This is a genomic window from Bradyrhizobium sp. USDA 4506, from assembly GCF_054058795.1.
Genome location: NZ_JBSSBM010000002.1, coordinates 5103448 through 5124557, shown reverse-complemented (window position 1 = coordinate 5124557; position 21110 = coordinate 5103448). Strand labels below are relative to the sequence as shown.

The 21110-nt window shown below is 65.4% G+C and carries 18 protein-coding genes; 10 read left to right on the top strand and 8 right to left on the bottom strand.

Annotated elements, in window-relative coordinates; all coding sequences use genetic code 11:
• Window positions 1–64: 64 nt before the first annotated feature.
• The 8 genes from ACVIHF_RS26460 (at window position 65) to ACVIHF_RS26425 (ending at window position 9080) form a co-directional block, all read left to right on the top strand.
• Complete coding sequence (locus ACVIHF_RS26460) at window positions 65–937, top strand: carbohydrate ABC transporter permease (protein ID WP_024583852.1); 873 nt, start codon at window positions 65–67, stop codon at window positions 935–937.
• Between the two features lie 4 nt (window positions 938–941).
• A complete protein-coding gene (locus ACVIHF_RS26455; RefSeq protein WP_253607235.1) occupies window positions 942–1772 on the top strand; it encodes a carbohydrate ABC transporter permease in 831 nt (276 codons plus the stop codon).
• A 17-nt stretch (window positions 1773–1789) separates the two neighbouring features.
• Window positions 1790–2797, top strand: coding sequence for an ABC transporter ATP-binding protein (locus ACVIHF_RS26450; protein ID WP_028352159.1), 1008 nt, complete (start codon window positions 1790–1792; stop codon window positions 2795–2797).
• A gap of 93 nt (window positions 2798–2890) precedes the next feature.
• The gene (locus ACVIHF_RS26445) at window positions 2891–3664 is read left to right on the top strand and encodes an SDR family NAD(P)-dependent oxidoreductase (protein ID WP_057019317.1); all 774 of its coding nucleotides are present in this window, start codon (window positions 2891–2893) and stop codon (window positions 3662–3664) included.
• A gap of 42 nt (window positions 3665–3706) precedes the next feature.
• Window positions 3707–5359 carry an FGGY-family carbohydrate kinase gene (locus ACVIHF_RS26440; protein WP_310880213.1) on the top strand — a complete coding sequence of 551 codons (1653 nt, stop codon included), beginning with the start codon at window positions 3707–3709 and terminating at the stop codon, window positions 5357–5359.
• A 10-nt stretch (window positions 5360–5369) separates the two neighbouring features.
• Window positions 5370–6308, top strand: coding sequence for a carbohydrate kinase family protein (locus ACVIHF_RS26435; protein ID WP_057019232.1), 939 nt, complete (start codon window positions 5370–5372; stop codon window positions 6306–6308).
• 406 nt (window positions 6309–6714) lie between these two features.
• Entirely contained in the window at window positions 6715–8424 is a 1710-nt protein-coding gene (locus tag ACVIHF_RS26430; RefSeq protein WP_456792783.1) for an outer membrane protein assembly factor BamB family protein, read from the top strand.
• A gap of 89 nt (window positions 8425–8513) precedes the next feature.
• On the top strand, window positions 8514–9080 hold the full coding sequence (locus ACVIHF_RS26425) for a c-type cytochrome (RefSeq protein WP_456792782.1): 567 nt from the start codon (window positions 8514–8516) through the stop codon (window positions 9078–9080).
• Window positions 9081–9169: 89 nt separating this feature from the next.
• Here the strand turns inward: ACVIHF_RS26425 and ACVIHF_RS26420 are convergent, their stop codons facing one another.
• Together ACVIHF_RS26420 and ACVIHF_RS26415 are read right to left on the bottom strand one after the other, a co-directional pair.
• Window positions 9170–10345, bottom strand: a complete 1176-nt coding sequence (locus ACVIHF_RS26420; RefSeq protein ID WP_310883542.1) for an IS481 family transposase — start codon at window positions 10343–10345, stop codon at window positions 9170–9172.
• Window positions 10346–10468: 123 nt separating this feature from the next.
• The gene (locus ACVIHF_RS26415) at window positions 10469–11401 is read right to left on the bottom strand and encodes an ankyrin repeat domain-containing protein (RefSeq protein ID WP_456792781.1); all 933 of its coding nucleotides are present in this window, start codon (window positions 11399–11401) and stop codon (window positions 10469–10471) included.
• A gap of 205 nt (window positions 11402–11606) precedes the next feature.
• Between ACVIHF_RS26415 and ACVIHF_RS26410 the strand changes: the two genes are divergently transcribed.
• Window positions 11607–13028, top strand: a complete 1422-nt coding sequence (locus ACVIHF_RS26410; RefSeq protein WP_456792780.1) for an amidase — start codon at window positions 11607–11609, stop codon at window positions 13026–13028.
• Window positions 13029–13062: 34 nt separating this feature from the next.
• Here the strand turns inward: ACVIHF_RS26410 and bla are convergent, their stop codons facing one another.
• Window positions 13063–13962: a class A beta-lactamase gene (gene bla, locus ACVIHF_RS26405; protein WP_456792779.1), complete on the bottom strand. Its 900-nt coding sequence runs from the start codon at window positions 13960–13962 to the stop codon at window positions 13063–13065.
• A 100-nt stretch (window positions 13963–14062) separates the two neighbouring features.
• On the opposite strand from bla, the gene ACVIHF_RS26400 reads away from it, so the two are divergent.
• Entirely contained in the window at window positions 14063–15025 is a 963-nt protein-coding gene (locus ACVIHF_RS26400; protein WP_253607242.1) for a LysR family transcriptional regulator, read from the top strand.
• Between the two features lie 185 nt (window positions 15026–15210).
• Here ACVIHF_RS26400 and ACVIHF_RS26395 read toward each other — a convergent pair whose 3' ends face one another.
• From ACVIHF_RS26395 to ACVIHF_RS26375, 5 genes are all read right to left on the bottom strand, one after another.
• Complete coding sequence (locus tag ACVIHF_RS26395) at window positions 15211–16179, bottom strand: ABC transporter ATP-binding protein (RefSeq protein ID WP_168855782.1); 969 nt, start codon at window positions 16177–16179, stop codon at window positions 15211–15213.
• Window positions 16176–17156: an ABC transporter ATP-binding protein gene (locus ACVIHF_RS26390; protein WP_456794125.1), complete on the bottom strand. Its 981-nt coding sequence runs from the start codon at window positions 17154–17156 to the stop codon at window positions 16176–16178. The genes ACVIHF_RS26395 and ACVIHF_RS26390 overlap by 4 nt, the downstream gene beginning before the upstream one ends.
• Window positions 17153–18070, bottom strand: a complete 918-nt coding sequence (locus ACVIHF_RS26385; RefSeq protein WP_028334911.1) for an ABC transporter permease — start codon at window positions 18068–18070, stop codon at window positions 17153–17155. The genes ACVIHF_RS26390 and ACVIHF_RS26385 overlap by 4 nt, the downstream gene beginning before the upstream one ends.
• Window positions 18036–18992 carry an ABC transporter permease gene (locus ACVIHF_RS26380; protein WP_092081673.1) on the bottom strand — a complete coding sequence of 319 codons (957 nt, stop codon included), beginning with the start codon at window positions 18990–18992 and terminating at the stop codon, window positions 18036–18038. The genes ACVIHF_RS26385 and ACVIHF_RS26380 overlap by 35 nt, the downstream gene beginning before the upstream one ends.
• A 279-nt stretch (window positions 18993–19271) precedes the next feature.
• Window positions 19272–21062, bottom strand: a complete 1791-nt coding sequence (locus tag ACVIHF_RS26375; RefSeq protein ID WP_456792778.1) for a peptide ABC transporter substrate-binding protein — start codon at window positions 21060–21062, stop codon at window positions 19272–19274.
• Window positions 21063–21110: the final 48 nt, after the last annotated feature.

The following is a 21110-nucleotide window of genomic DNA, read 5'->3' as shown; positions in this document are numbered from 1 at the left end:
GCCACTTGCGACCATCCTGTCCCGCAGCGGGATGGTCGCTCCTTTCCTTGAGAAGGAGGCGGGGATGGCGACCCAGCAGACCCAACTGCTTGCACGCACGCTGCTCACGCCCGCGGTGGCGCTGCTGTTCATCTGGATGATCGTGCCGCTGGCGCTCACGATCTATTTCGCGACCCTGCATTACAATCTGCTCGATCCCGGCTCTGAATCATTCGTTGGGCTGGAGAATTTCCGCTACTTCCTGACCGATCCGGCCTTCCTCGCCTCGTTGCAGAACACGTTGGTGCTGGTCGGCTCGGTGCTCGCGATCACGATCATCCTCGGCGTGCCGCTGGCGCTGCTGCTCGACCAGCAGGTGGTCGGGCTATCGATCGTCCGGCTGATGGTGATAGCGCCGTTCTTCGTGATGCCGACGGTGAGCGCGCTGGTCTGGAAGAACCTGTTGATGCATCCGGTGTCGGGCCTGTTCGCCTGGATCGCGCATCTGTTCGGGCTGCCGGCGATCGACTGGTTCAACGACGCGCCGTTGTTCTCGGTGATCCTGATCATCTCCTGGCAATGGCTGCCGTTCGCGACCCTGATCCTGCTGACCGCGCTGCAATCGCTCGACGAGGAGCAGAAGGAGGCCGCCGAGATGGACGGCGCGAGCGCGATCTCGACCTTCATCTACATCACGCTGCCGCATCTGGCGCGCCCGATCACCGTGGTGATCCTGATCGAGACCATCTTCCTGCTCACGGTGTTCGCGGAGATCTTCGTCACCACCGGCGGCGGCCCCGGCCTGCAGACCACCAACATCGCCTTCCTGATCTATTCGCAGGCGCTGATCCAGTACGACGTCGGCAGCGCCTCGGCGGGCGGCCTGGTCGCGGTGGTGCTCGCCAACATCGTCGCCTTCTTCCTCGTTCGTATCGTCGGCCGGAATCTGGAGGCGTAACGTCATGGCGCGGATGGTCACGACACGGCGCAAGGTCATTTCGACGGTGGCGGCCTGGCTGGTCGGCTTCCTGATCTTCTTCCCGATCCTCTGGATGGTGCTGGCGAGCTTCAAGACCGAGCTCGAGGCGTTCGCGATCCCGCCCTCGTTCCTGTTCTTCCACTGGACCACCGAGAACTACGCCGCGGTGCAGGAGCGCAGCGACTATTTCCACCATGCGCTCAATTCGATCATCATCGCCGGCGGCTCTACGCTGATCGCGATGCTGATCGCGATCCCGGCGGCGTGGTCGATGGCGTTCTCGCCGACCAAGCGGACCAAGGACGTGCTGCTCTGGATGCTCTCGACCAAGATGATGCCGCCGGTCGGCGTGCTGGTGCCGATCTATCTGATCTACCGCACCTTCGGCCTGCTCGACACTCGCTCCGGCCTGATCTTCATCCTGTGCCTCGGCAATCTGCCGATCGTGATCTGGATGCTGTTCACCTATTTCAAGGAGATCCCCAAGGACATCCTCGAGGCGGCGCGGATGGACGGCGCCACGATCGGCCGCGAGCTGATCTATGTGCTGACGCCGATGGCGGTGCCGGGGCTGGCCTCGACGTTGCTGCTCAATCTGATCCTGGCGTGGAACGAGGCGTTCTGGACCCTCAATCTGTCGACACTCGAGGCCGCGCCGCTCACCGTCTTCATCGCGTCCTATTCCAGCCCGGAAGGATTGTTCTGGGCGAAATTGTCGGCGGCGTCGACGCTCGCGATCGCGCCCATTCTCGTGCTCGGCTGGTTCAGTCAGCGGCAGCTCGTCCGCGGCCTGACCTTCGGCGCGGTCAAGTAGCAGAAAGGCGTTTTGCCATGGGTCAGATTACGCTGCAGGGTGTGCAAAAATCGTTCGGGCCGGTCCACATCATCAAGGGCGCCGACCTCGACATCGCCGACGGCTCCTTCGTCGTCTTCGTCGGCCCGTCCGGCTGCGGCAAGACCACGCTGCTGCGGCTGATCGCGGGGCTCGAGGATGTCACCGGCGGCGCTATCCTGATCGATGGACGCAATGTGGTCGACGTGCCGCCGGCCAAGCGGGGGCTGTCGATGGTGTTCCAGTCCTACGCGCTCTATCCGCATATGAGCGTGCGCGGCAACATCGCGTTCGGCCTGAAGATGGCCGGCATCGCCAAGGACGAGATCAACCGCAAGGTCGAGGCCGCCGCGGCGACGCTCAATCTGACGCCCTATCTCGACCGCAAGCCGCGCGAGCTCTCCGGCGGCCAGCGCCAGCGCGTCGCGATCGGGCGCGCCATCGTGCGCGAGCCGAAGGCGTTCCTGTTCGACGAGCCGCTGTCCAATCTCGACGCCGCGCTGCGCGTGCAGATGCGGCTCGAGGTGACGCGGTTGCAGAAGCAGCTCGGCACCACGGCGATCTACGTCACCCACGACCAGGTCGAGGCCATGACCATGGCCGACAAGATCGTGGTGCTGAACGGCGGCAAGATCGAGCAATACGGCTCGCCGCTCGAGCTCTATGAGAAGCCGGCCAACCTGTTCGTCGCCGGCTTCATCGGCTCGCCGAAGATGAATTTCGTCACCGGTGAGATCGCCAAGCAGCAGGGCGCCGCGACCATCGGAGTGCGGCCCGAGCATTTGAGGGTCGAGCGCGACGGGCAGGGCGGCTGGCACGGCACCGTCTCGGTCGCCGAGCATCTCGGCAGCGACACCTTCCTCTATGTCGACGCCGGACCGCTGGGAATGCTGACCGCGCGCTATGTCGGCGAGCTTGATCTGCATCCCGGCGACCGGGTGTCGCTGATCCCGGATCCGGCGCGCATCCACCGTTTCGACGACAGCGGAAAATCGATTCACGCGTAGAGCATGATCCGGACCCGGAGGGCCGCGTTAGCGCAAAGCGTGAAGCGGTTTTCCGAACGGATCATGCTCAAAAAGAAGCTAAGGAAGAAGAAAATGTACCTCGAAAAATTCAGGCTCGGCGGCAAGACCGCCATCATCACCGGCGCGGGTCAGGGCATCGGGCTCGCTTGCGCCGAGGCGCTCGCCGAAGCCGGCGCCAAGGTCATCATCGGCGATCGCGACGCCAAGGTTGCCAATGACGCGCAGGCGGCGCTGAAGGCCAAGGGCTTTGACGCCGACATCGCGCTGATGGACGTGACGGATTCCGGTCGCGTCGCCGCGGTCGCCGACGAACTGGTCGGCAAGTACGGTAAGGTCGACATTCTCGTCAACAATGCCGGCATCGCCCGCAGCGAGACGCCGGCGGAAACCGTGACCGACGAGCACTGGCTCAACGTCATCGACGTCAACCTGAACGGCACTTTCTGGTGCTGTCGCGCCTTCGGCAATCACATGCTGAAGGCGAAATCCGGCACCATCGTCAATGTCGGCTCGATGTCCGGCTTCATCGTCAACAAGCCGCAGGAACAGTGCTTCTACAACGCCTCCAAGGCCGCGGTGCATCACCTGACGAAATCGCTCGCCGCCGAATGGGGCGCGCGCGGGGTTCGCGTCAACGCCGTGGCGCCGACCTATATCGAGACGCCGCTGAACGCCTTCGTGAAGAACAGCCCCAGAATGTACGACGCCTGGATCGGTGGAACCCCGATGGCGCGGATGGGGCAGGTTGACGAGATCGCCTCCGTGGTGCTGTTCCTGGCGTCCGAGGCGGCCAGCCTTATGACCGGAAGCATCGTTCTGGTCGATGGCGGCTACACTTGCTGGTAGGCTTGCGCCCGGGGAGCGTGCTCAACGGAAGATAGAGCGGTCATGCGGCAAGCCTATATCGGGGTGGACGTCGGCAGCACCAGCGCCCGGGCGGGCGTGTTCGACGAGTCGGGGAAGCTGCTCGGGTCGGCCCGGCATCCGATCCGGGTCTGGCACGAGCCCGGCGATATCGTGGAGCAATCGTCCGATGACATCTGGGCGGCCTGCGTCGCCTCCGTGCGCGGTGCGATGCGGGAGGCTGCGGTTGCCGCCGAACACGTCAAAGGCATCGGCTTCGACGCGACCTGTTCGCTGGTCGTGCTCGACAGGGCGGGCCGGCCGCTCACCGTCAGCCCGTCGGGCGATCCCGCGCGCAATGTCGTGGTCTGGATGGATCACCGCGCGATGGATGAAACCGAATTCGTCAACGCGACCGGCGACAAGGTGCTGCGCTATGTCGGCGGCGCCATCTCGCCGGAGATGGAGATCCCGAAGATCCTCTGGCTGAAGCGGCATCTGCCCGCGACCTTCGAGGCCGCCGGGCATTTCTTCGATCTTGCCGACTATCTCTCATTCCGCGCGTCCGGCTCGCTGGCGCGCTCGACCTGCACGGTCACCTGCAAATGGACCTATGTCGCCGGCGAGGGCGGCTGGAGCGAATCCTTTTTCAAGCGGGTCGGGCTCGAGGCGCTCGCGGCCGACCGTTTTGGGCGGATCGGCAGCGAGATCGTGCCGCCCGGCTCGCCGCTCGGTCGCGGGCTGTCCGAGGATGCCGCGCGCGATCTCGGCCTGCTGCCGGGAACCGCGGTCGGTGCCTCCCTGATCGATGCCCATGCCGGCGGCGTCGGCGCGATCGGCGGCCGCGATGGCTCCGGCGCCGAGGTCGATGTTTGCCAACGGCTCGCCTACATCATGGGAACGTCGGCCTGCATCATGGCGACGACGGTCGATCCCTGCTTCGTGCCCGGCGTCTGGGGTCCGTATTTCGAAGGCATGGTGCCGGGCTTCTGGCTGAACGAGGGCGGCCAATCCGCGGCCGGCGCTGCGATCGATCACCTGCTCAAGTCGCATCCGGCGCATGCCGAGGTTGCGCTCGAGGCGAAGACCGACGGCGTCGACGTCATCGAATATCTCGAGAGGCGCATCCTGGCGCGCAGCGGCAATGCCGGTGCTGCGGCGTTGCTCGCGCGCAACGTTCACGTTCTGCCGGAGTTCCTCGGCAACCGTTCGCCCTATGCCGATCCCGGCTCGCGCGCGGTGATCGCAGGGCTCGATCTCGACACCGACGCGTCGGCGCTGGAGCGGCTGTTCATCGCCGGTCTGTGCGGGCTGGCCTATGGCCTTGCCGACGTCATCGACACGTTGCAGGCGCATGCCGTCAACGGCAAGACCATCGTGATCGGCGGCGGCGCGAGTCGCAGCCCCCTGGTGCGCCAGATCATGGCCGACACGACAGGCTACACGGTGGCACTGCCGCAGACCCAAGAACCCGTCTTGCTCGGCGCCGCGATGCTGGGCGCGGTCGCCAGCGGCGCGCACAACTCGATCAATGCGGCGATGGCCGGCATGTCGGCGCTTGGGCGGTTGAGCGAGCGGACCAGGCCGGAGCTCGCCGAGTTCCACCGCAAGAAGCGCGGCGTGCACAAGATGCTGCGAGAGCTTGACCGCGACAGCCGCGAGGCGATGAGGCGGGCGCCCGGCGAAGCGCCGACGTAAGGTTTGCCCCATGCTGCTGAGTTGCGGAGATGCGCTGATCGATTTCCTGCCGTCGAAGACGGCGGATGGACGTGAGGCCTTGACGCCCGCCGTCGGCGGCTCCTGCCTCAACATCGCGATCGGCAGCGCCCGGCTCGATGTTCCCACCGGCTTTGTCGGCGGCATCTCGACCGACACCTTCGGCAGGATGATCGCCGATCATGCCGCGGCGTCCGGCGTCGATCTTCGTCGCGCCACGCGGAGCAATCGCCAGGCCACGCTGGCCTTTGCGCGCGTCACCGGCACCGAGACGCAATACGCCTTCTACGACGCCGACACCGCGTCGCGGAACTGGACCTATCGGCGCGATGCGGTCGCGCTTGACGGCGTCACCTGCGTGCATACCGGCTCGACCACGCTGGTCCATGACAAGGGTGCGGCGGAGACGCTGGCCTTGATCGAGGATGCGCGGCCGAACGTGACGATCTCGCTCGATCCGAACTGCCGACCGAACCTCGTCAAGGACAAGGACGCCTATCGCGCGCGCATGCTGGCGTTCTGCGGCAAGGCCGACATCGTAAAGATGTCCGACGTCGACTTCGCCTATCTGTTCGGTGACGAGGCCCATGCTGCGCGGGCCGAGACGCTGCTGTCGGGCGGCGCATCGCTCGTCGTCATTACGCGCGGCAATGATGGCGCTTGCGCCTGGCATCGCAAGGCAGGACCGATCGCGGCCGAAGCGCCGGTGGTCAACGTCGTCGATACGATCGGCGCCGGCGACAGCTTTCAGGCGGCGCTGCTCGCCGCGTTGCATCGGTTGGACCGGATCGCGCAGCCGCAGTTGCGCGACGTCTCCGCAGCCGAGCTGACCCGTGCGTTGTCCTTTGCCTGCAAATGCGCCGCTTTCACCTGCACGCGGCCCGGCGCCGATCCGCCGCGCAGCCGGGAGTTGCCGGCCGACTATTGGTAAGCCATGCAGGGCCTCAGCCGGCGCGGCGTCCCGCGCGATGCCGTCGCTTGACGCTTAGTCTCATTTTGCGTGCTGCGCCTGCGAAGGCAAATCTGCCCGGCGATGCGTGAAGGCGTCCGAAGCACCCGATATCGCTCGGATTTGATGGCCAACCCGCGATCGCTGCATTTCGATCGTGCGAAGTCATGCTGCTTCGGCTTCGCATTGAGCGCATCGGTTGTCTTTGTGAAAGACCGCGCTAACATGGAACCCATCCATCGATACCTGTCGTCGTCTTTTTTGATCGTCTATTGCAGCGCAACCAGGCCATGCAACGGGTTGCGGGCTCGCCAGGGCGACCGGGCCTCGAAGGGAAGTAGCAGACACGCATCCCTAATATTGCAACCAAGAAATAACGGGGGAAGATATGTATGTGAGAGGGATTGCGGCATTCGCCGCCGCGCTCGGCGTTGGCCTGTTGTCGGGCGCCGCCATCGCGCAGGAAGTCAAGCAGGAGAAGCAGTCGGTCCTCGGCAACGCCAATGTTTCTCCGGTGACCCAGGAGCAGCTCAACGCCGCCGACAAGAACAGCAGGGATTTCCTGCTCACCAACGGCAACTATGCCCAGACGCGATTCTATCCGGGCAAGCAGATCAGCCGGGACAATGTGAAGGACCTGCACGTCGCATGGATCTTCCAGACCGACGTCAAGGAATCGCTTGAGACATCTCCGATCGTCGTCGATGGCGTGATGTTTGTCACGACGTCGTTCAGCCATGTCTATGCGCTCGACGCCAAGACCGGTCAGCAGCTCTGGCACTACGCCCACAAGATGGGCCCGATCACGGTTTATTGCTGCGGTCCCAACAATCGCGGCGTCCAGGTGCTCGGCGACCGGGTCTATCTGGCGACGCTTGATTCCAAGCTGATGGCGCTGAATGCCAAGACCGGCGAGGTGGTCTGGACCACCAACATCGCCGATCCCGAGCTCGGCTACAGCGAGACGATGGCGCCGACCGTGGTTAAGGACAAGGTGCTGATCGGAACCAATGGCGGCGAATACGGCATCCGCGGCTTCGTGCGCGCCTATGACGCCAAGACCGGCAAGCAGCTCTGGAATTTCCACACCATTCCGGAGAACTCCGTCGGTGTCTGGGCGACCAAGGATGCCACCGGCCGTGACATGCATCGCAATATCCAGGCCGAGAAGGACATGCTCGCCAAGATCGGCGATCCCTATGCCAAGCTCGGTGGCGGCGTGTGGCAGAACCCGTCGGTCGATCTCGCGACCAACCGGATCTACTTCGTCGTCGGCAACCCGTCGCCCGACCTCGACGGGTCGAACCGGCCCGGCGACAACCTCTACACCAATTCGCTGGTCTCGCTCGATCTCGACACCGGCAAGTATGTCTGCCACTTCCAGTACATCGCCCATGACGTCTGGGACCTCGACGCGGTCAGCCCGACGGTGCTGGTCAACGTCAAGGACAAGAGCGGCAAGACGATTCCCGGCGTCATCCATGCCGGCAAGACCGGGCACATCTATGTGCACGATCGCAAGGACTGCAGCCTGATCCGCTTCTCCGAGGCGATGGTGCCGCAGGAGAATATGTGGGTGCTGCCGACCAAGGAAGGCGCGCGCATGCTGCCCGGCGCCAATGGTGGCGTCGAATGGTCGCCGATCGCGACCGATCCGGGACAGGAGCTGGCCTACGCCATCAACCTGCATCAGCCCATGCACTACCGTGTCGAGAGCTCGCCTTATCCGAACGGCAAGCTGTGGCTGGGTGGAGCCTTCACGGCAATCCCCGGTGAACAGCAGTCAGGCAACATCACCGCGGTAAACTACAACACCGGCAAGATCAAATGGCAGGTCAAGACACCCGAACCCATGATCGGCGGCATTCTGGCTACCGCCGGCGGTCTGGTGTTCACCGGTGAAGGCAATGGCAAGTTCGCGGCCTATAATTCCTCCACGGGCAAGGAGCTGTGGAGCTTCCGCGCCGGTGCCGGCGTCAATGCGCCGCCGTCGAGCTACATGGTTGGCGGCAAGCAATATGTCGTGGTCGGCGCAGGCGGTAACACCCAGGTCGACTTCAAGCGTGGCAACAACATCATCGCCTTCACGCTCGACTGAGCCAAGGCGCGATGTATCATCACGCGTGCAAACATTGACGGCGAGGCGGGACCCGTTCGGTCCCGCTTCGGCTTTGTTCGGATGAGCTAATGTTCGGTAAATGGATGATTTGCTGCGCCGCGCTGTTGCTGGTTGCGTCACAGGCGCGCGCGGAGACGATCGAAGAGAAGGCGCAGGTCTGCACCGGTTGCCACGGCGAAGACGGCAAGCCCGTCGACAAGACCATTCCGACGATCTGGGGCCAGCAGGCCGGCTATCTCTATATCCAGCTCCGCGATTTCAAGCGCGGCGATCGCAAGAGCGATATCATGCAGCCGATCGCGACGCAGTTCGAGCGCGACGACATGCTGGCGATCGCGGAATATTTTTCGCAGAAGCCGTGGCCTGACCTCGGCCAGCCGCGTGCGTCCAAGGACGTCGCGGCGAAGGCGCTCAGTGCCAGCGCTTCGGTCGGCTGTCCGGCCTGCCATCTCGATCGCTTCCAGGGCGACGGCACCGTGCCGCGGCTTGCCGGGATGGGGCGCGACTACCTCGCCAAGACCATCGCCGATTTCCGCACCCGCGCGCGCGGCAACAATCCCGGCATGTCCGACCTGATGCTGGCAACGTCGCCCGACGACCTTGCCGCACTGGTGGACTATCTGGCGGGGCTATAGCTGCGGACACTCGTCATGCCCGGGCTTGTCCCGGGCATCCACGTCTTGATATCCAGGCAAAAGAAGACGTGGATGGCCGGGACAAGTGTTTAGTCCGGAGACATGGCTGACACCTGTTCGGACACATCACTGACAGGTTGGCCATTGGTCAAGTCGATCGATGCGACCTGCCAGCTGGCGAAGAAGATTCCGTAGTGACCGTCGCGATCCAGCGGCCGGATGGCAAGCTGTTCGCGCGCGAAGGCCTGTGGAACCTTCCAGAAGCGTCCCTTGAAGGAGATGTAGGGTCTCGTCGATGAGACCCTGCGCACGATCTCGCCGCTGTCGTATTCGACGTTCGGGACGCGGGCCGGCATGGCACGGATACTCGGTCGGAAGCGATCGGCGGGAACGTGCATATCGAGGCCCTGGTGGGGACGCTGCAGATTGTAGACCGGCCGCCAGGCATCGAAGGCACGCTGGACTTCCGGGAGGGTGCGGAAGCGGCGCATTGCAAAGACCTCGGCCTTCAGGGTGCGATGGAAGCGTTCGTTCTTGCCGCGGGCCTGCGGGTGGCAAGGCCTGGCATGCACGACCCTGACGCCCAGCTTGAGCAGCCACACCTTCAGTCCGGTCCAGCGAATGCCGGACGTATCGCCCCAGGGTGAGCCGTTGTCGGTGTAGAACGCCTCCGGCAGGCCGTAGCAGCGGAACGTCGTCGTCAGGTGGTCCTGCACGGTGAGACGCTGCTCGTCGGCGCAGGCCTTCAGGCACAGCACATAGCGCGAGTGATCGTCGACGACCGTCAGCGGATGACACCGCGTCCCGTTGGCGAGCGGCAGGTGGCCCTTGAAGTCCATCTGCCACAGCAGATTGGGAGCCTCCTTCTCGAAGCGATGCCCTGGATTTGGCGGTGCATTCTCGCTCGGTTTGACCCGCCCGTTCCGGCACAGGATCCGGTGCACCGTCGACGGCACAGGCACCGTCTGCCCGCTCCGCTTCAGGCAGTGGGCGATCTTGCGTGCTCCCCAAGCCGGATGCTTGTCGCGCACAGCCAGGACCCCTGCCTCGACCGCGGCCTCGCTGCGCTTGGGCATCGCATGCGGGCACCGGGAACGGTCGGCCAGCTCCCGATCGCCGGCCTGCCAGCGCCGCAGCCACTTGTAGCCGACGTCAGGGCTGATGTTGAACCGACGGCAGAGCTCGCGCCGGTTGGCCCCCTCTTGCAAAGCAAGCCGCACAAACTCATGGCGCTGATCCATCACTGACACCTCACTCCAAGGCATGGACGGCCTCCCGAATCGGACCAATCCAGCCAATGTTGATGTGTCAGCTATGTCTCCGAACACCCGTCAGTGATCTGTCCGGGCTAAACAAGAAGCCCGGCCATGACGTCCGAGCAAGTCGCCTCAGCGCGGCGTCAGCTCTTCGCGCAGCGCCGACAGGATGGTGAGATCGGCGGCGTGCTTGCCGGCCTTGTCGGCCAGCGCAGGGTCGGCGCCGTGCGCCAGCAGTGTCCTGGCAATCGCCGGATGGTTGCCTTCGGCGGCGATCATCAGCGCGGTGCGGCCGCGCGCATCGCGGTCGTCGACCTTGGCGCCGGCGTCCAGCAGATATGAGACGACCTCCAGCGCTTGCGCCTCCGGCACAGTCTCGTCAGGCCCGGCCGCCCACATCAGGAGCGTCAGATCGTTGGCGTAGCGCGCGTTGATGTCGATCTCGCGCGCGAGCAGTTGCTTGACGATGCCGAGCTGGCCGCCGGCCGCGGCGTAGACGACCGGCGGCTTGCCGGTGTCGTCGGCCTTGCGGCCGTCGGCGCCGTGCGCCAGCAGCATGCGCACCACCATGTCCCTGCCGGCATAGGCCGCGGCCGCGACCGGGGAGGCGCTGCTGCGTCCGGTGAGATTGACGTCGGCGCCGCGGTCGATCAGGCGCTGCACGATCGCCACATGGCCGCGCTCGGCAGCAAAGTACAGCGCGGTCGATCCCGCGAGGTTGCGTGCATCGACCGGCGCGCCGCGCGCCAGCAGCAGGTCGACCATGGCAAGATGGCCGGAGCGGGCGGCATGGCTCAGCGGCCTTGCGCCCATCCGGTCCCGCGCATCGACCGAGGCGCCGTGATCGAGCAGCTCGGTGGCAAGGTTGATGCAATCGGCATTGGCGGCCGCAAACAGCGACAGCGAGATCTCGATCGCGCTGAGCTGGGCCTTGTCGGTTTCGTATTTGCGGATCAGCTCGCGGCACCGCGCCGGATCGGGCGCCGCGAGGCTGCCGTGCACGCTGCCGGCAACGATCAGCGCGGCGAGGGCGATGCGGCGATACAAGGCGTGGTCCTCCGTCATGCTGACAGCAGCGCCATTCGGTTCGAGCGTCGCATGATCCTCCGTCGCTGCCAAGCCGCGCGGCCGGGAAAGCCCCGCCTACTCGGCAGGCCATGCGCCGTCGCGGCTCCGTGGCATTTCGCCATGCGTCCGAGCCGATGGACTTGCCGCCTGCCGCGCGGCACGATGCGGGCGTCGACCCTATCTGACGCGAGTCCTTGCCTAAATGAGCGACGATCTGTGTCTGCTGTCTGCCGTTGAGCTTCGTGGGCGCATCGCCCGCAAGGAGGTTTCGCCTGTCGAGGTTACGCGCGCGGTGCTCGCCCGTGCCGAGCGGCTGCAACCCGAATTGAACTGCTTCATCACGCTGTGCGGCGATGCGGCGATGGCGCAGGCGAAAGCCGCCGAGCGGCAAATCACGGCTGGTGAGCCGACCGGTCTGCTCCACGGCATCCCTTTCACCGTGAAGGACATCGTCAACACCAAAGGTGTCCGGACCACCTTCGGCGCGGTACCGTACCGCGACAACGTGCCCGACAATGACGCCGTCGCGGTGGCCCGCCTCCATGCCCAGGGCGGCATATTGATCGGGAAGACCACGACGCCGGAGTTCGGCAGCAAGTGCCTGACCGATTCGCCGCTGTTCGGGCGGACGCGCAATGCATGGAGTGCCGAGCGGTCCAGTGGCGGCTCCAGCGGCGGCGCGGCGGTGGCCGTCGCGAGCGGCATCGCGCCGCTGGCGGTTGCGACCGATGGCGGCGGCTCCACCCGGATTCCCGCCGCCTGCAACGGCGTGGTCGGAATCAAGCAGACCAACGGGGTGATCCCGCATAGCCAGGTGCAGGACGCTTTCGGCAACCAGACCTATGTCACGCCGACCACGCGCACCGTTGCCGATACGGCGCTGATGATGCAGGCGATGGCGGGAGAGGATCCGTCGGATCCCTGGTCGATCGGGGTGCCGGTGCCTGACTATCTCGGGCTTGCCGCGCCGCGCGGCGACCTCAAGGGCCGGCGGGTGCTGTTCTGCCTGTCGCCGCCGGGGCGTCCGGTCACATCCGATGTGGCCGCGGCGTTCAAGGCAAGCCTCGACCGTCTGGCGAGCCTCGGCGCCGCGCTCGAAGAGTTTTCCGGCGACGGCTTTGACATCGAGCCGATCTGGCGTGCGATCAATCACACAGTCTGGCGCACCCGCTTCGAGAAGCTCGCGGCCGATCATCAAAATGATCTCAGTGCAACCTTCCTGAAGCAGCTCGCGCTGGTGGCGCAGGTCAGCGGTGTCGACTACCAGCGGGCGATGTTCGAGCGCACCGCGCTGTTCCGCCGGGTGCAGTCGTTGTTCGCGCGCGGCGATCTCCTGGCGATGCCGACCTTGACCCGGTCGGCTCTGCCGATCGACCAGGACCTGTTCGGCACGATCGAGATCGACGGCCGGAGTTTCGACAGCGTGCGGCCGCACTGGTTTCCCTGGACCATGCTGTTCAACATGACAGGTCATCCCGCCGTCAGCATCCCCGCAGGTTTCGGCCGCGACGGCCTGCCGATCGGACTGCACCTGGTCGGCCGCTTCCGGGCCGATGCCGAACTGTTGCGCGTTGCAGCGTTGTTCGAGGCGGCGAGCGACTTGCTTGGTCGCTGGCCGACCTGACGTTGTCGGCGACGCCGGCCGCGGCGTCGCTGGTTCAGCCGCTTTGCCCGGTGCTCGCATTGGCGACGGCGCGCGCGACATTGGCGATCACCTCGTTGCACTTCTCCATGGGGGCACTTGCCCCGGTCAGGTAAACCGTCACCACGATCGGCTTGCGGCCGGGCGGCCAGAACACGCCGATGTCGTTGTAGGTGCCACGCTCGCCGGTGCCGGTCTTGTCGCCAACCCGCCAGTCGCGGGGCACGCCGGCACGCAGCCTTGCGTCGCCGGTTTTGTTGGCAACCATCCAGTCGATCAGTTTCTGGCGCGAGGCAGCGGACAGGACATCGCCGAGCAGCACGCGCTGCAAATCCTTCAGCATCGCGACAGGACTCGTGGTGTCGCGTGGGTCGCCGGGCACGGCTTCGTTCAGCTCCACCTCCCAGCGGTCGAGCCGGCTGACATTGTCGCCGATGGTGCGGAAGAAGCTGGTAAAGCCGGCGGGCCCGCCGATCTCCCGCAGCAGCAGGTTGGCGGCGGTGTTGTCGCTGAGCGTGATGGCGGCCGCGCAGAGTTCGGACAGAGTCATGGCCGATCCGACGTGCGCCTTGGTGACCGGCGCGTAGGCCAAGATATCCTTGGCCTCGATTTGCACGCGCTGATCGAGGCTGGATTCGCCGCGGTCGACCCGGTGCAGCACCGCGGCCGAGGCCAACGCCTTGAAGGTGCTGCACATCGGGAACCGCTCGTCGCCGCGCCGGCTTGCGCGCAATCCCGTCTCCATGTCGAGCGCGGCGACGCCGAGCCGGCCGCTGGTTGCCAGCTCGATGCGCGCAAACTCCTGCTGCAGCCGCTGCGCCGGCTCGCCTGGTCCTGCCGCTGCGCCTTGCCGCGGCAAAGTGCAGGACGCCGCAAGGCCCAGCGCGCACAATCCAAATGTCCGTCTCGTCAGCATGTCGAATCTCCCGTTGGCGGCGCGAACCTGCCGGGCGGCGTGACGGCGCACAAACAATCATTTATACAGCGAGACATGAGGAAAACTTGGTCATGACGCCGTGCGCCGGCATCTCCCGCTGAACGCGCTGCGCGCCTTCGAGGCCTCCGCGCGGCTGCTCAGCTTCACCCGCGCCGGGCTGGAGCTGCGCGTGACGCAGACTGCGATCAGCCATCAGGTCAAGCAGCTCGAGGATCTCCTAGGCACGAGCCTGTTCCGCCGGCTGCCGCGCGGGCTGGTGCTCACCGACGAGGGGCTGGCGCTGCTGCCGGTGCTGTCAGACGCGCTCGACCGGATCGGCGCCGCGATCGACCGCATCGAGGCCAAGGGCACGCGCGAGGTCGTGACCGTCGGCTGCGTCACGACGTTCGCGACCGGATGGCTCTTGCAAAGGGTCGACCGCTTCAAGCGCGCGCATCCCTATATCGATTTGCGTCTGCTCACCAACAACAACCGCGTCGACATCGCAGGCGACGGGCTCGATCTCGCGCTGCGCTTCGGCGACGGCTCGTGGCACGGCACCGAGGCGATCCATCTGTTGTCCGCACCGCTCTCGCCGGTGTGCTGCCCCGACGCGGCGGACCGGCTGCGCAAGCCGTCCGATCTCGCGCAGGAATTCCTGCTGCGGTCCTACCGCGCCGAGGAATGGCCGCTATGGTTTGCGGTCGCCGGCGCGCCGTGTCCGAAAATCCAGGGGCCGATCTTCGACAGTTCGGTCGCGATGGCCGAGGCCGCCGCGCGCGGCGTCGGCGTCGGGCTGGTGCCGATCGCGATGTTCGAAAATGAGCTGGTCTCCGGCCGGCTGCTGCGGCCGTTCGCGGCCGAGGTCCCGGCGGGATCCTATTGGCTGACCTGGCTGAAGTCGCGCGAGGTGACGCCGGGCATGCGCGCGTTTCGCGACTGGCTGCTCGAGACGCTGCGGACGGAGGTGAATGAGGTGGAGGACGCCGTCGCGCCTGCACCGCGGCGGAAGATCAAGACAAAGGCCGGACCGAAGCCGCGGACCAAGACCAAGCGGCGTTAACGTCTGACGACGTGATTCAACTATCGTCGCCATTATTTCGGAATTATCGAATGATGCCGCTGATTTGCCCGACATGTCAAGTGCCGTGTCGAACGCCCGCAGCCGCCGGCTACTTTGCATGGGGTTGTTTTCGATATTTTTGGCGGTGCGCTCCCGCCGGCTGGCTATCGCATCTGGCGCGCGACCTACGCCAGATGGCACGCCACGGAATGCCCGTTCCTGCCTTCCAGCAACTCCGGCGCGCTCTGCCGGCAGCGCTCCTCGGCGATTGGACATCTCGTGTGGAAGTGGCAGCCCTTGGGCGGATTCATCGGGCTCGGCACGTCGCCCTTCAGGCGGATGCGGTCGCGCTTCGCCTTGGGATCCGGCACCGGCACCGCCGAGAGCAGCGCCTTGGTGTAGGGATGCTGGGGGTTGCGGTAGAGATCGCTGGCCTTGGCGAGCTCGACGATGCGGCCGAGATACATCACCGCGACGCGGTCGGAGATGTGCTCCACGACCGAGAGATCGTGGGCGACGAACAGATAGGTCAGGTTCAGCTCGGCCTGCAGATCCTCGAGCAGGTTGATGACCTGGGCCTGGATCGAGACGTCGAGCGCGGAGACCGGCTCGTCGCACACGATCAGCTTCGGCTCCAGCGTCAGCGCGCGGGCGATCGCGATGCGCTGGCGCTGGCCGCCGGAGAATTCGTGCGGGTAGCGGCGCATGTGCTCGGCCTTCAGCCCGACCTTGACCAGGAGGCTCGCGACGCGGTCCTCGCGCTCGCTGGCCGAGCTCACGAGGTTATGGATGATGAAGGGCTCGCCGAGGATCGCGCCGACCGTCATGCGCGGATTGAGCGAGGCGAACGGGTCCTGGAACACGAGCTGCATGTTCCGCCGCATGGCGCGCAGGTCGCCGCCGCCGAGGCCGGTGACGCTCCGGCCGTCGAACACGACCTCGCCCGAGGTCGGCTCGATCAGCCGCAGCACGCAGCGGCCGGTGGTCGACTTGCCGCAGCCGGATTCACCGACCAGCCCCAGTGTCTCGCCGCGGTTGACCGAGAACGACACGCCGTCGACCGCATAGACCTGACCGACCTCGCGCGAGAGCAGGCCGCCCAGCACCGGAAAATGCTTCTTCAGATTGGAAACGCGCAGCAGCGGCTCGGTCATGACGCGTCTCCGAGGTGGCAGGCCATGCGGTGGCCGGGCGCGATCTCGCGCAGCCGCGGCTCCTTTTCGGTGCAGATGCTCATGGCGTATTTGCAGCGGGCGGCAAAGCGGCAGCCGGGCAGCGGATTGATCAGGATCGGCACCGAGCCGCCGATCGCCTCCAGCCGCGTCTTGTGCGCGGCGTCGAGATCGATGCGCGGGATCGAGCGGATCAGGCCCTGGGTGTAGGGATGGCCGGGATTGCCGAACAGTTCGTCGACCGGCGCCTCCTCCACCACCTTGCCGGCGTACATCACGACGACGCGCTGCGCGGTCTCGGCGACCACGCCCATCGCGTGCGTGATCAGCATCACCGCCATGCCGAAGCGTTCCTTCATGTCCTGCAACAGGTCGAGGATCTGCGCCTGGATGGTGACGTCGAGCGCGGTGGTCGGCTCGTCCGCGATCACGAGCTTGGGCCGGCACGCCAGCGCCATCGCGATCATCACGCGCTGGCGCATGCCGCCGGAGAACTGGTGCGGATAATGATGCACGCGGCCCCCGGCGTTGGGGATCTGCACCAGCTTCAGCATCTCGATGGTGCGCTCGAGCGCCTGCTTCTTGGTCACCGCCTCGTGGCGGCGCAGGCTCTCGGCGATCTGCTCGCCGATGGTCAGCACCGGATTGAGCGAGGTCATCGGCTCCTGGAAGATGAAGCCGATCTCCTTGGCCCTGATGTCGTCGAGCTGGTGGCTGGTCAGCGGCACCAGGTCGCGGCCCTCGAAGATGATCTCGCCTTCGACGATCTTGCCCGGCGGCATGGCGATCAGCTTCAGGATCGACATCGCGGTGACGGTCTTGCCGCAGCCGGATTCGCCGACCACGCACAGCGTCTCGCCGCGGTTGATGCTGATGTCGATGCCGTCGACCGCCTGGAGGATGCCGTCGTCGGTGGTGAAATGGGTTTTCAGGCCCTTGATGTCGAGCAGCGCCATCAGATCACCTTGCGCGCGTCGAGCGCGTCGCGCAGCCCGTCGCCGATGAAGTTGATGGCGACCACCGCGATGAAGATCGCGCCACCCGGGAACAGCGCCCAATGCGGGCCGATGTCGAGAAAATCCTTGGCGTCATAGAGGATGCGGCCCCAGGTCGGCGTATCCGGCGGGAAGCCGAGGCCGAGGAACGAGAGCGTCGATTCCGCGATGATGGCGGCGGCGACGTCGATCGTGCCGGCGATGATCACGGGGCCCAGCGCGTTGGGCAGGATGTGGCGCACCACCTGGCGCACCGGGCTCGCGCCGAGCGCGCGCGCCGCCTCGACGAATTCCTTCTCGCGCAGCGACAGGAACTGGGCGCGCACCAGGCGCGCGACCGGCATCCAGCGCAGGCCGCCGATCACCAGTACGATCAGGATGAAGATGCCGCCCTCGGGGCCGAACATCGCCTTCAGCCCGTCGCGGAACAGGTAGATCAGCATCAACAGCAACGGCAGCTGCGGCAACGACAGGAACAGATCGGTCAGCCACATCAGCGCATAGCCGAGCGCGCCGCGCGACATGCCGGCGAGGGCGCCGATCAGCGTGCCGACGAACACCGAGACCAGCATCGCGGCGAGGCCGACCGCGAGCGAGATGCGCCCGCCATAGATCATGCGGGCGAGCAGGTCCTGGCCGAGATCGTCGGTGCCGAACGGGTGCGCCAGCGAGGGGCCCTGCAGGCCGGCCACGACGTCCATGTCGCTGATCGAGACGCGCCAGACGAACGGACCGATCACGACGGCTGCGATCAGCAGCAGCAGCAGCACGGCGCTGACCACGGCCGGACGGTGCCGGCGGTAGCGCCGCCAGGTTTCGCGCCAGGGCGAATAGCCGCGCCGCTCAGCGGAAGGAGATGCGAGGGTCAAGCCAGCCATAGAGGACATCTGCGATCAGGTTGAACAGCACCACGAGACACGCGAAGACGAAGGTCACGGCCATCACGACCGGCGTGTCATTGGCGAGGATGGAGGAAATCAGGAGCGAGCCGATGCCGGGAATCCGGAAGATCTGCTCGGTGACGATGGCGCCGCCGAACACGGCGGGCATTTGCAGCGCAATCAGCGTGACGACCGGGATCATCGCGTTGCGCATCACGTGTTTGACGATCACCTTGGCTTGCCCGAGCCCCTTGGCGCGGGCGGTGGTGACATAGTCGAGCCGGATCACGTCGAGCATTGCCGAGCGCACGAAGCGGGTCATCGACGCCGCCTGGAACAGGCCGAGCACCATCACCGGCATGATCGCCTGCCGGACCATCTCCAGCAGCCAGGGAATGCCGCTGCCCGGCACGTCGGTGTAGACGAAGGGCAGCCAGTCCAGCTTCACCGAGAATACCAGGATGAACAGGATGCCGGTGAAGAAGGTCGGCAGCGAGAAGCCGATGAAGGCGAAGGTGTTGGCGAGCTGGTCGAAGATCGAATAGGGCCGGGTGGCGGCATAGACGCCGACCGGGATCGCGATCAACAGCGCCAGCAGCTGCGCCGAGCCGATCACGTAGAGCGTGGTCGGCAGCCGCTGCAGGATCAGCGTGTCGACATTGATCCGGCTGACAAAGGAGAAGCCCCAGTCGCCCTGCGCCATCGCCGCGAGCCAGTGCAGGTAGCGAAGATAGATCGGGTCGTCGAGGCCGAACTTGGCGCGCAGCGCGGCCTGCACCTCGGGCGGCACGTTCGGATTGGTCGCGAGCTCGCTGAACGGATCGCCCGGCGCGAGCGCCAGCACGACGAACAGCACGAGCGAGATCCCGAGCAGGCTCGGGATCGCGATCATCAGGCGACGCAGGATATATTGACTCATCGAGAGATCATCTAACTAACGCTCGCACCTTGAGCACGTTGATCTTGCTTCCAGTCGAAAGGCGAGCTTCACCTCGCCCCGCGTGCGGGGAGAGGTCGGAATTCAAGCACGGCTTGAATTCGGGTGAGGGGGAGTCTCCACGAACTCATCTTTCACGGTGTTTGCTGCGAAAGCCCCTCACCCCAACCCTCCAAGAGCGAGCTCCGCTCGTCTCATCCCCGTAAGAACGGGGAGAGGGAGAAGATGCACCTACTCAAACTCCGAACCTGTCCCCGTGTCTCAGGTTTCACGATACCAGTCTTGCAGATTGTCGGTCTGGTTGGCCCAGCCGGAGAGCGCGGGCCGCACCGTGTTGGAGCAGGCTTCCACCGCGAGGCGGTGCATCACCGGGATCACCACCGTGTCCTGCCACATCAGATCGTTGCACTTGATGTAGAGCTCGGCCCGCTTGATCGGATCGGTCTCGGTATCGGCCGCCTCGATCGCGGCGTCGAAATCCTTGTTGACCCAGCGCGGGAAGTTCTGCCCTTGCCACTTGTTCTCCTTGGTCGCGACATTGCGCGACAGATAGCGGCGCATGTGCAGGCCCGGGTCGGGTTGTGTCATCGGGATCTGGAACATCTCGATGTCGGCGTAGAACTTGGAATAGGTGTCGGGGTTGGCGACGTCGGAGGAGAAGAACACCGAGGCCACCACCGACTTCAGCTCGACGTCGATGCCGGCCTTCTGGCAGGCCTGCTTGACGATCGCCTGGGTCTTCTGCCGCGGGCCGTTGATCGAGGTCTGGTACAGCAGCTTCAGCTTCTTGCCGTCCTTCTCGCGGATGCCGTCGGAGCCGACCTTCCAGCCGGCCTGTTCGAGCAGCGCGCTCGCCTTCTCGACCGAGAACTCCCATCTGGTGTTCTTGGAAACGAACTCCTCGGGGCCGTTGAGATAATTGGCGGTGGCGCGGCCGGCGCGGCCGTAGATCGCCTTCTTGACGGAGTCGCGGTCGACCAGCAGAGCCAGCGCCTTGCGCACCGCCGGATCCGACAGGATCGGATGCTTGGTCTTGATCGACGAGCGTTCGCCGTCGACCTCGGTGTTCGGGTCGGTGAAGTTGATGGCGATGAATTCGATGTCGCCGCCGACGGCATAGAGCGTCTTGCCCTTGCCGCCCTTTTCCAGCCGCAGCAGCACCTCGTCCTCGACCTGGATGTTCCAGGCGAAGTCATATTCGCCGGTCTGGATCACCGCGCGCGCCGCCGACACCGCATCGCCGCCGCCCTTCATCTCGATCGTGTCGAAATAGGGCCGGTTCGGCATGTGGTAATCGGGATTAATCTCGCCGCGCACCAGATCGCCCGGCTTGAACTCGACGAACTTGTAGGGGCTGGTGCCGACCGGCTTCAGATTGTTCGGCGCCTCGCGCGACTTGCTGCCCTTGTACTCGGCGAACAAATGCTTTGGGATGATGCAGCCATAGGCGCCGACGAACGCATTGGCCCAGAACGGCGTCGGATCCTTGAACTTGATGCGGACCGTGAGGTCGTCGACCTTCTCCACGGTCATGCCGGAATAGGTCCCGCTCGAGACGGCTGCGGTCGCGGGGTCGGTGGCATATTCCCAGTTGAACACGACGTCGTCGGCGGTGAAGGGTTTGCCGTCATGCCATTTGACGCCGGGCTTGAGTTTCCAGACCACCGACTTGGCGTCTTTGGAAAGCCCGCCGTTCTGGATCGAGGGGATTTCGGCGGCGAGGATCGGGTTGAGATGGCCGTCGACGTCCCAGCTTGCCAGCGGTTCGTAGAACAGTCGCGAGCCGTCCTGGTCCTTGGTGCCGGTGGCGAAGTGCGGATTGAGCAGGGTGGGGCCCTGCCACCACAACAGCTTCAGCGGACCGCCGCCGCCGCGCTTGGTCGGCTTGTAGGGATTCGGGCTCTGCGCCATCGCGACGCCGCCGATCGCAAGGATCTGGTTGGCCATCGGCGCGGTGAGGCCGACGGCAATCATTCGCTTGACGAAGGCGCGGCGATCCATCCGCCCGTCCTTCACGTCGTCGATCATGCCACGCAGATTCCTGTCGAACATTGTCCCCTCGGTCCGGCTCAATTGGTTATTGCGGCGGGCCGTGGAACC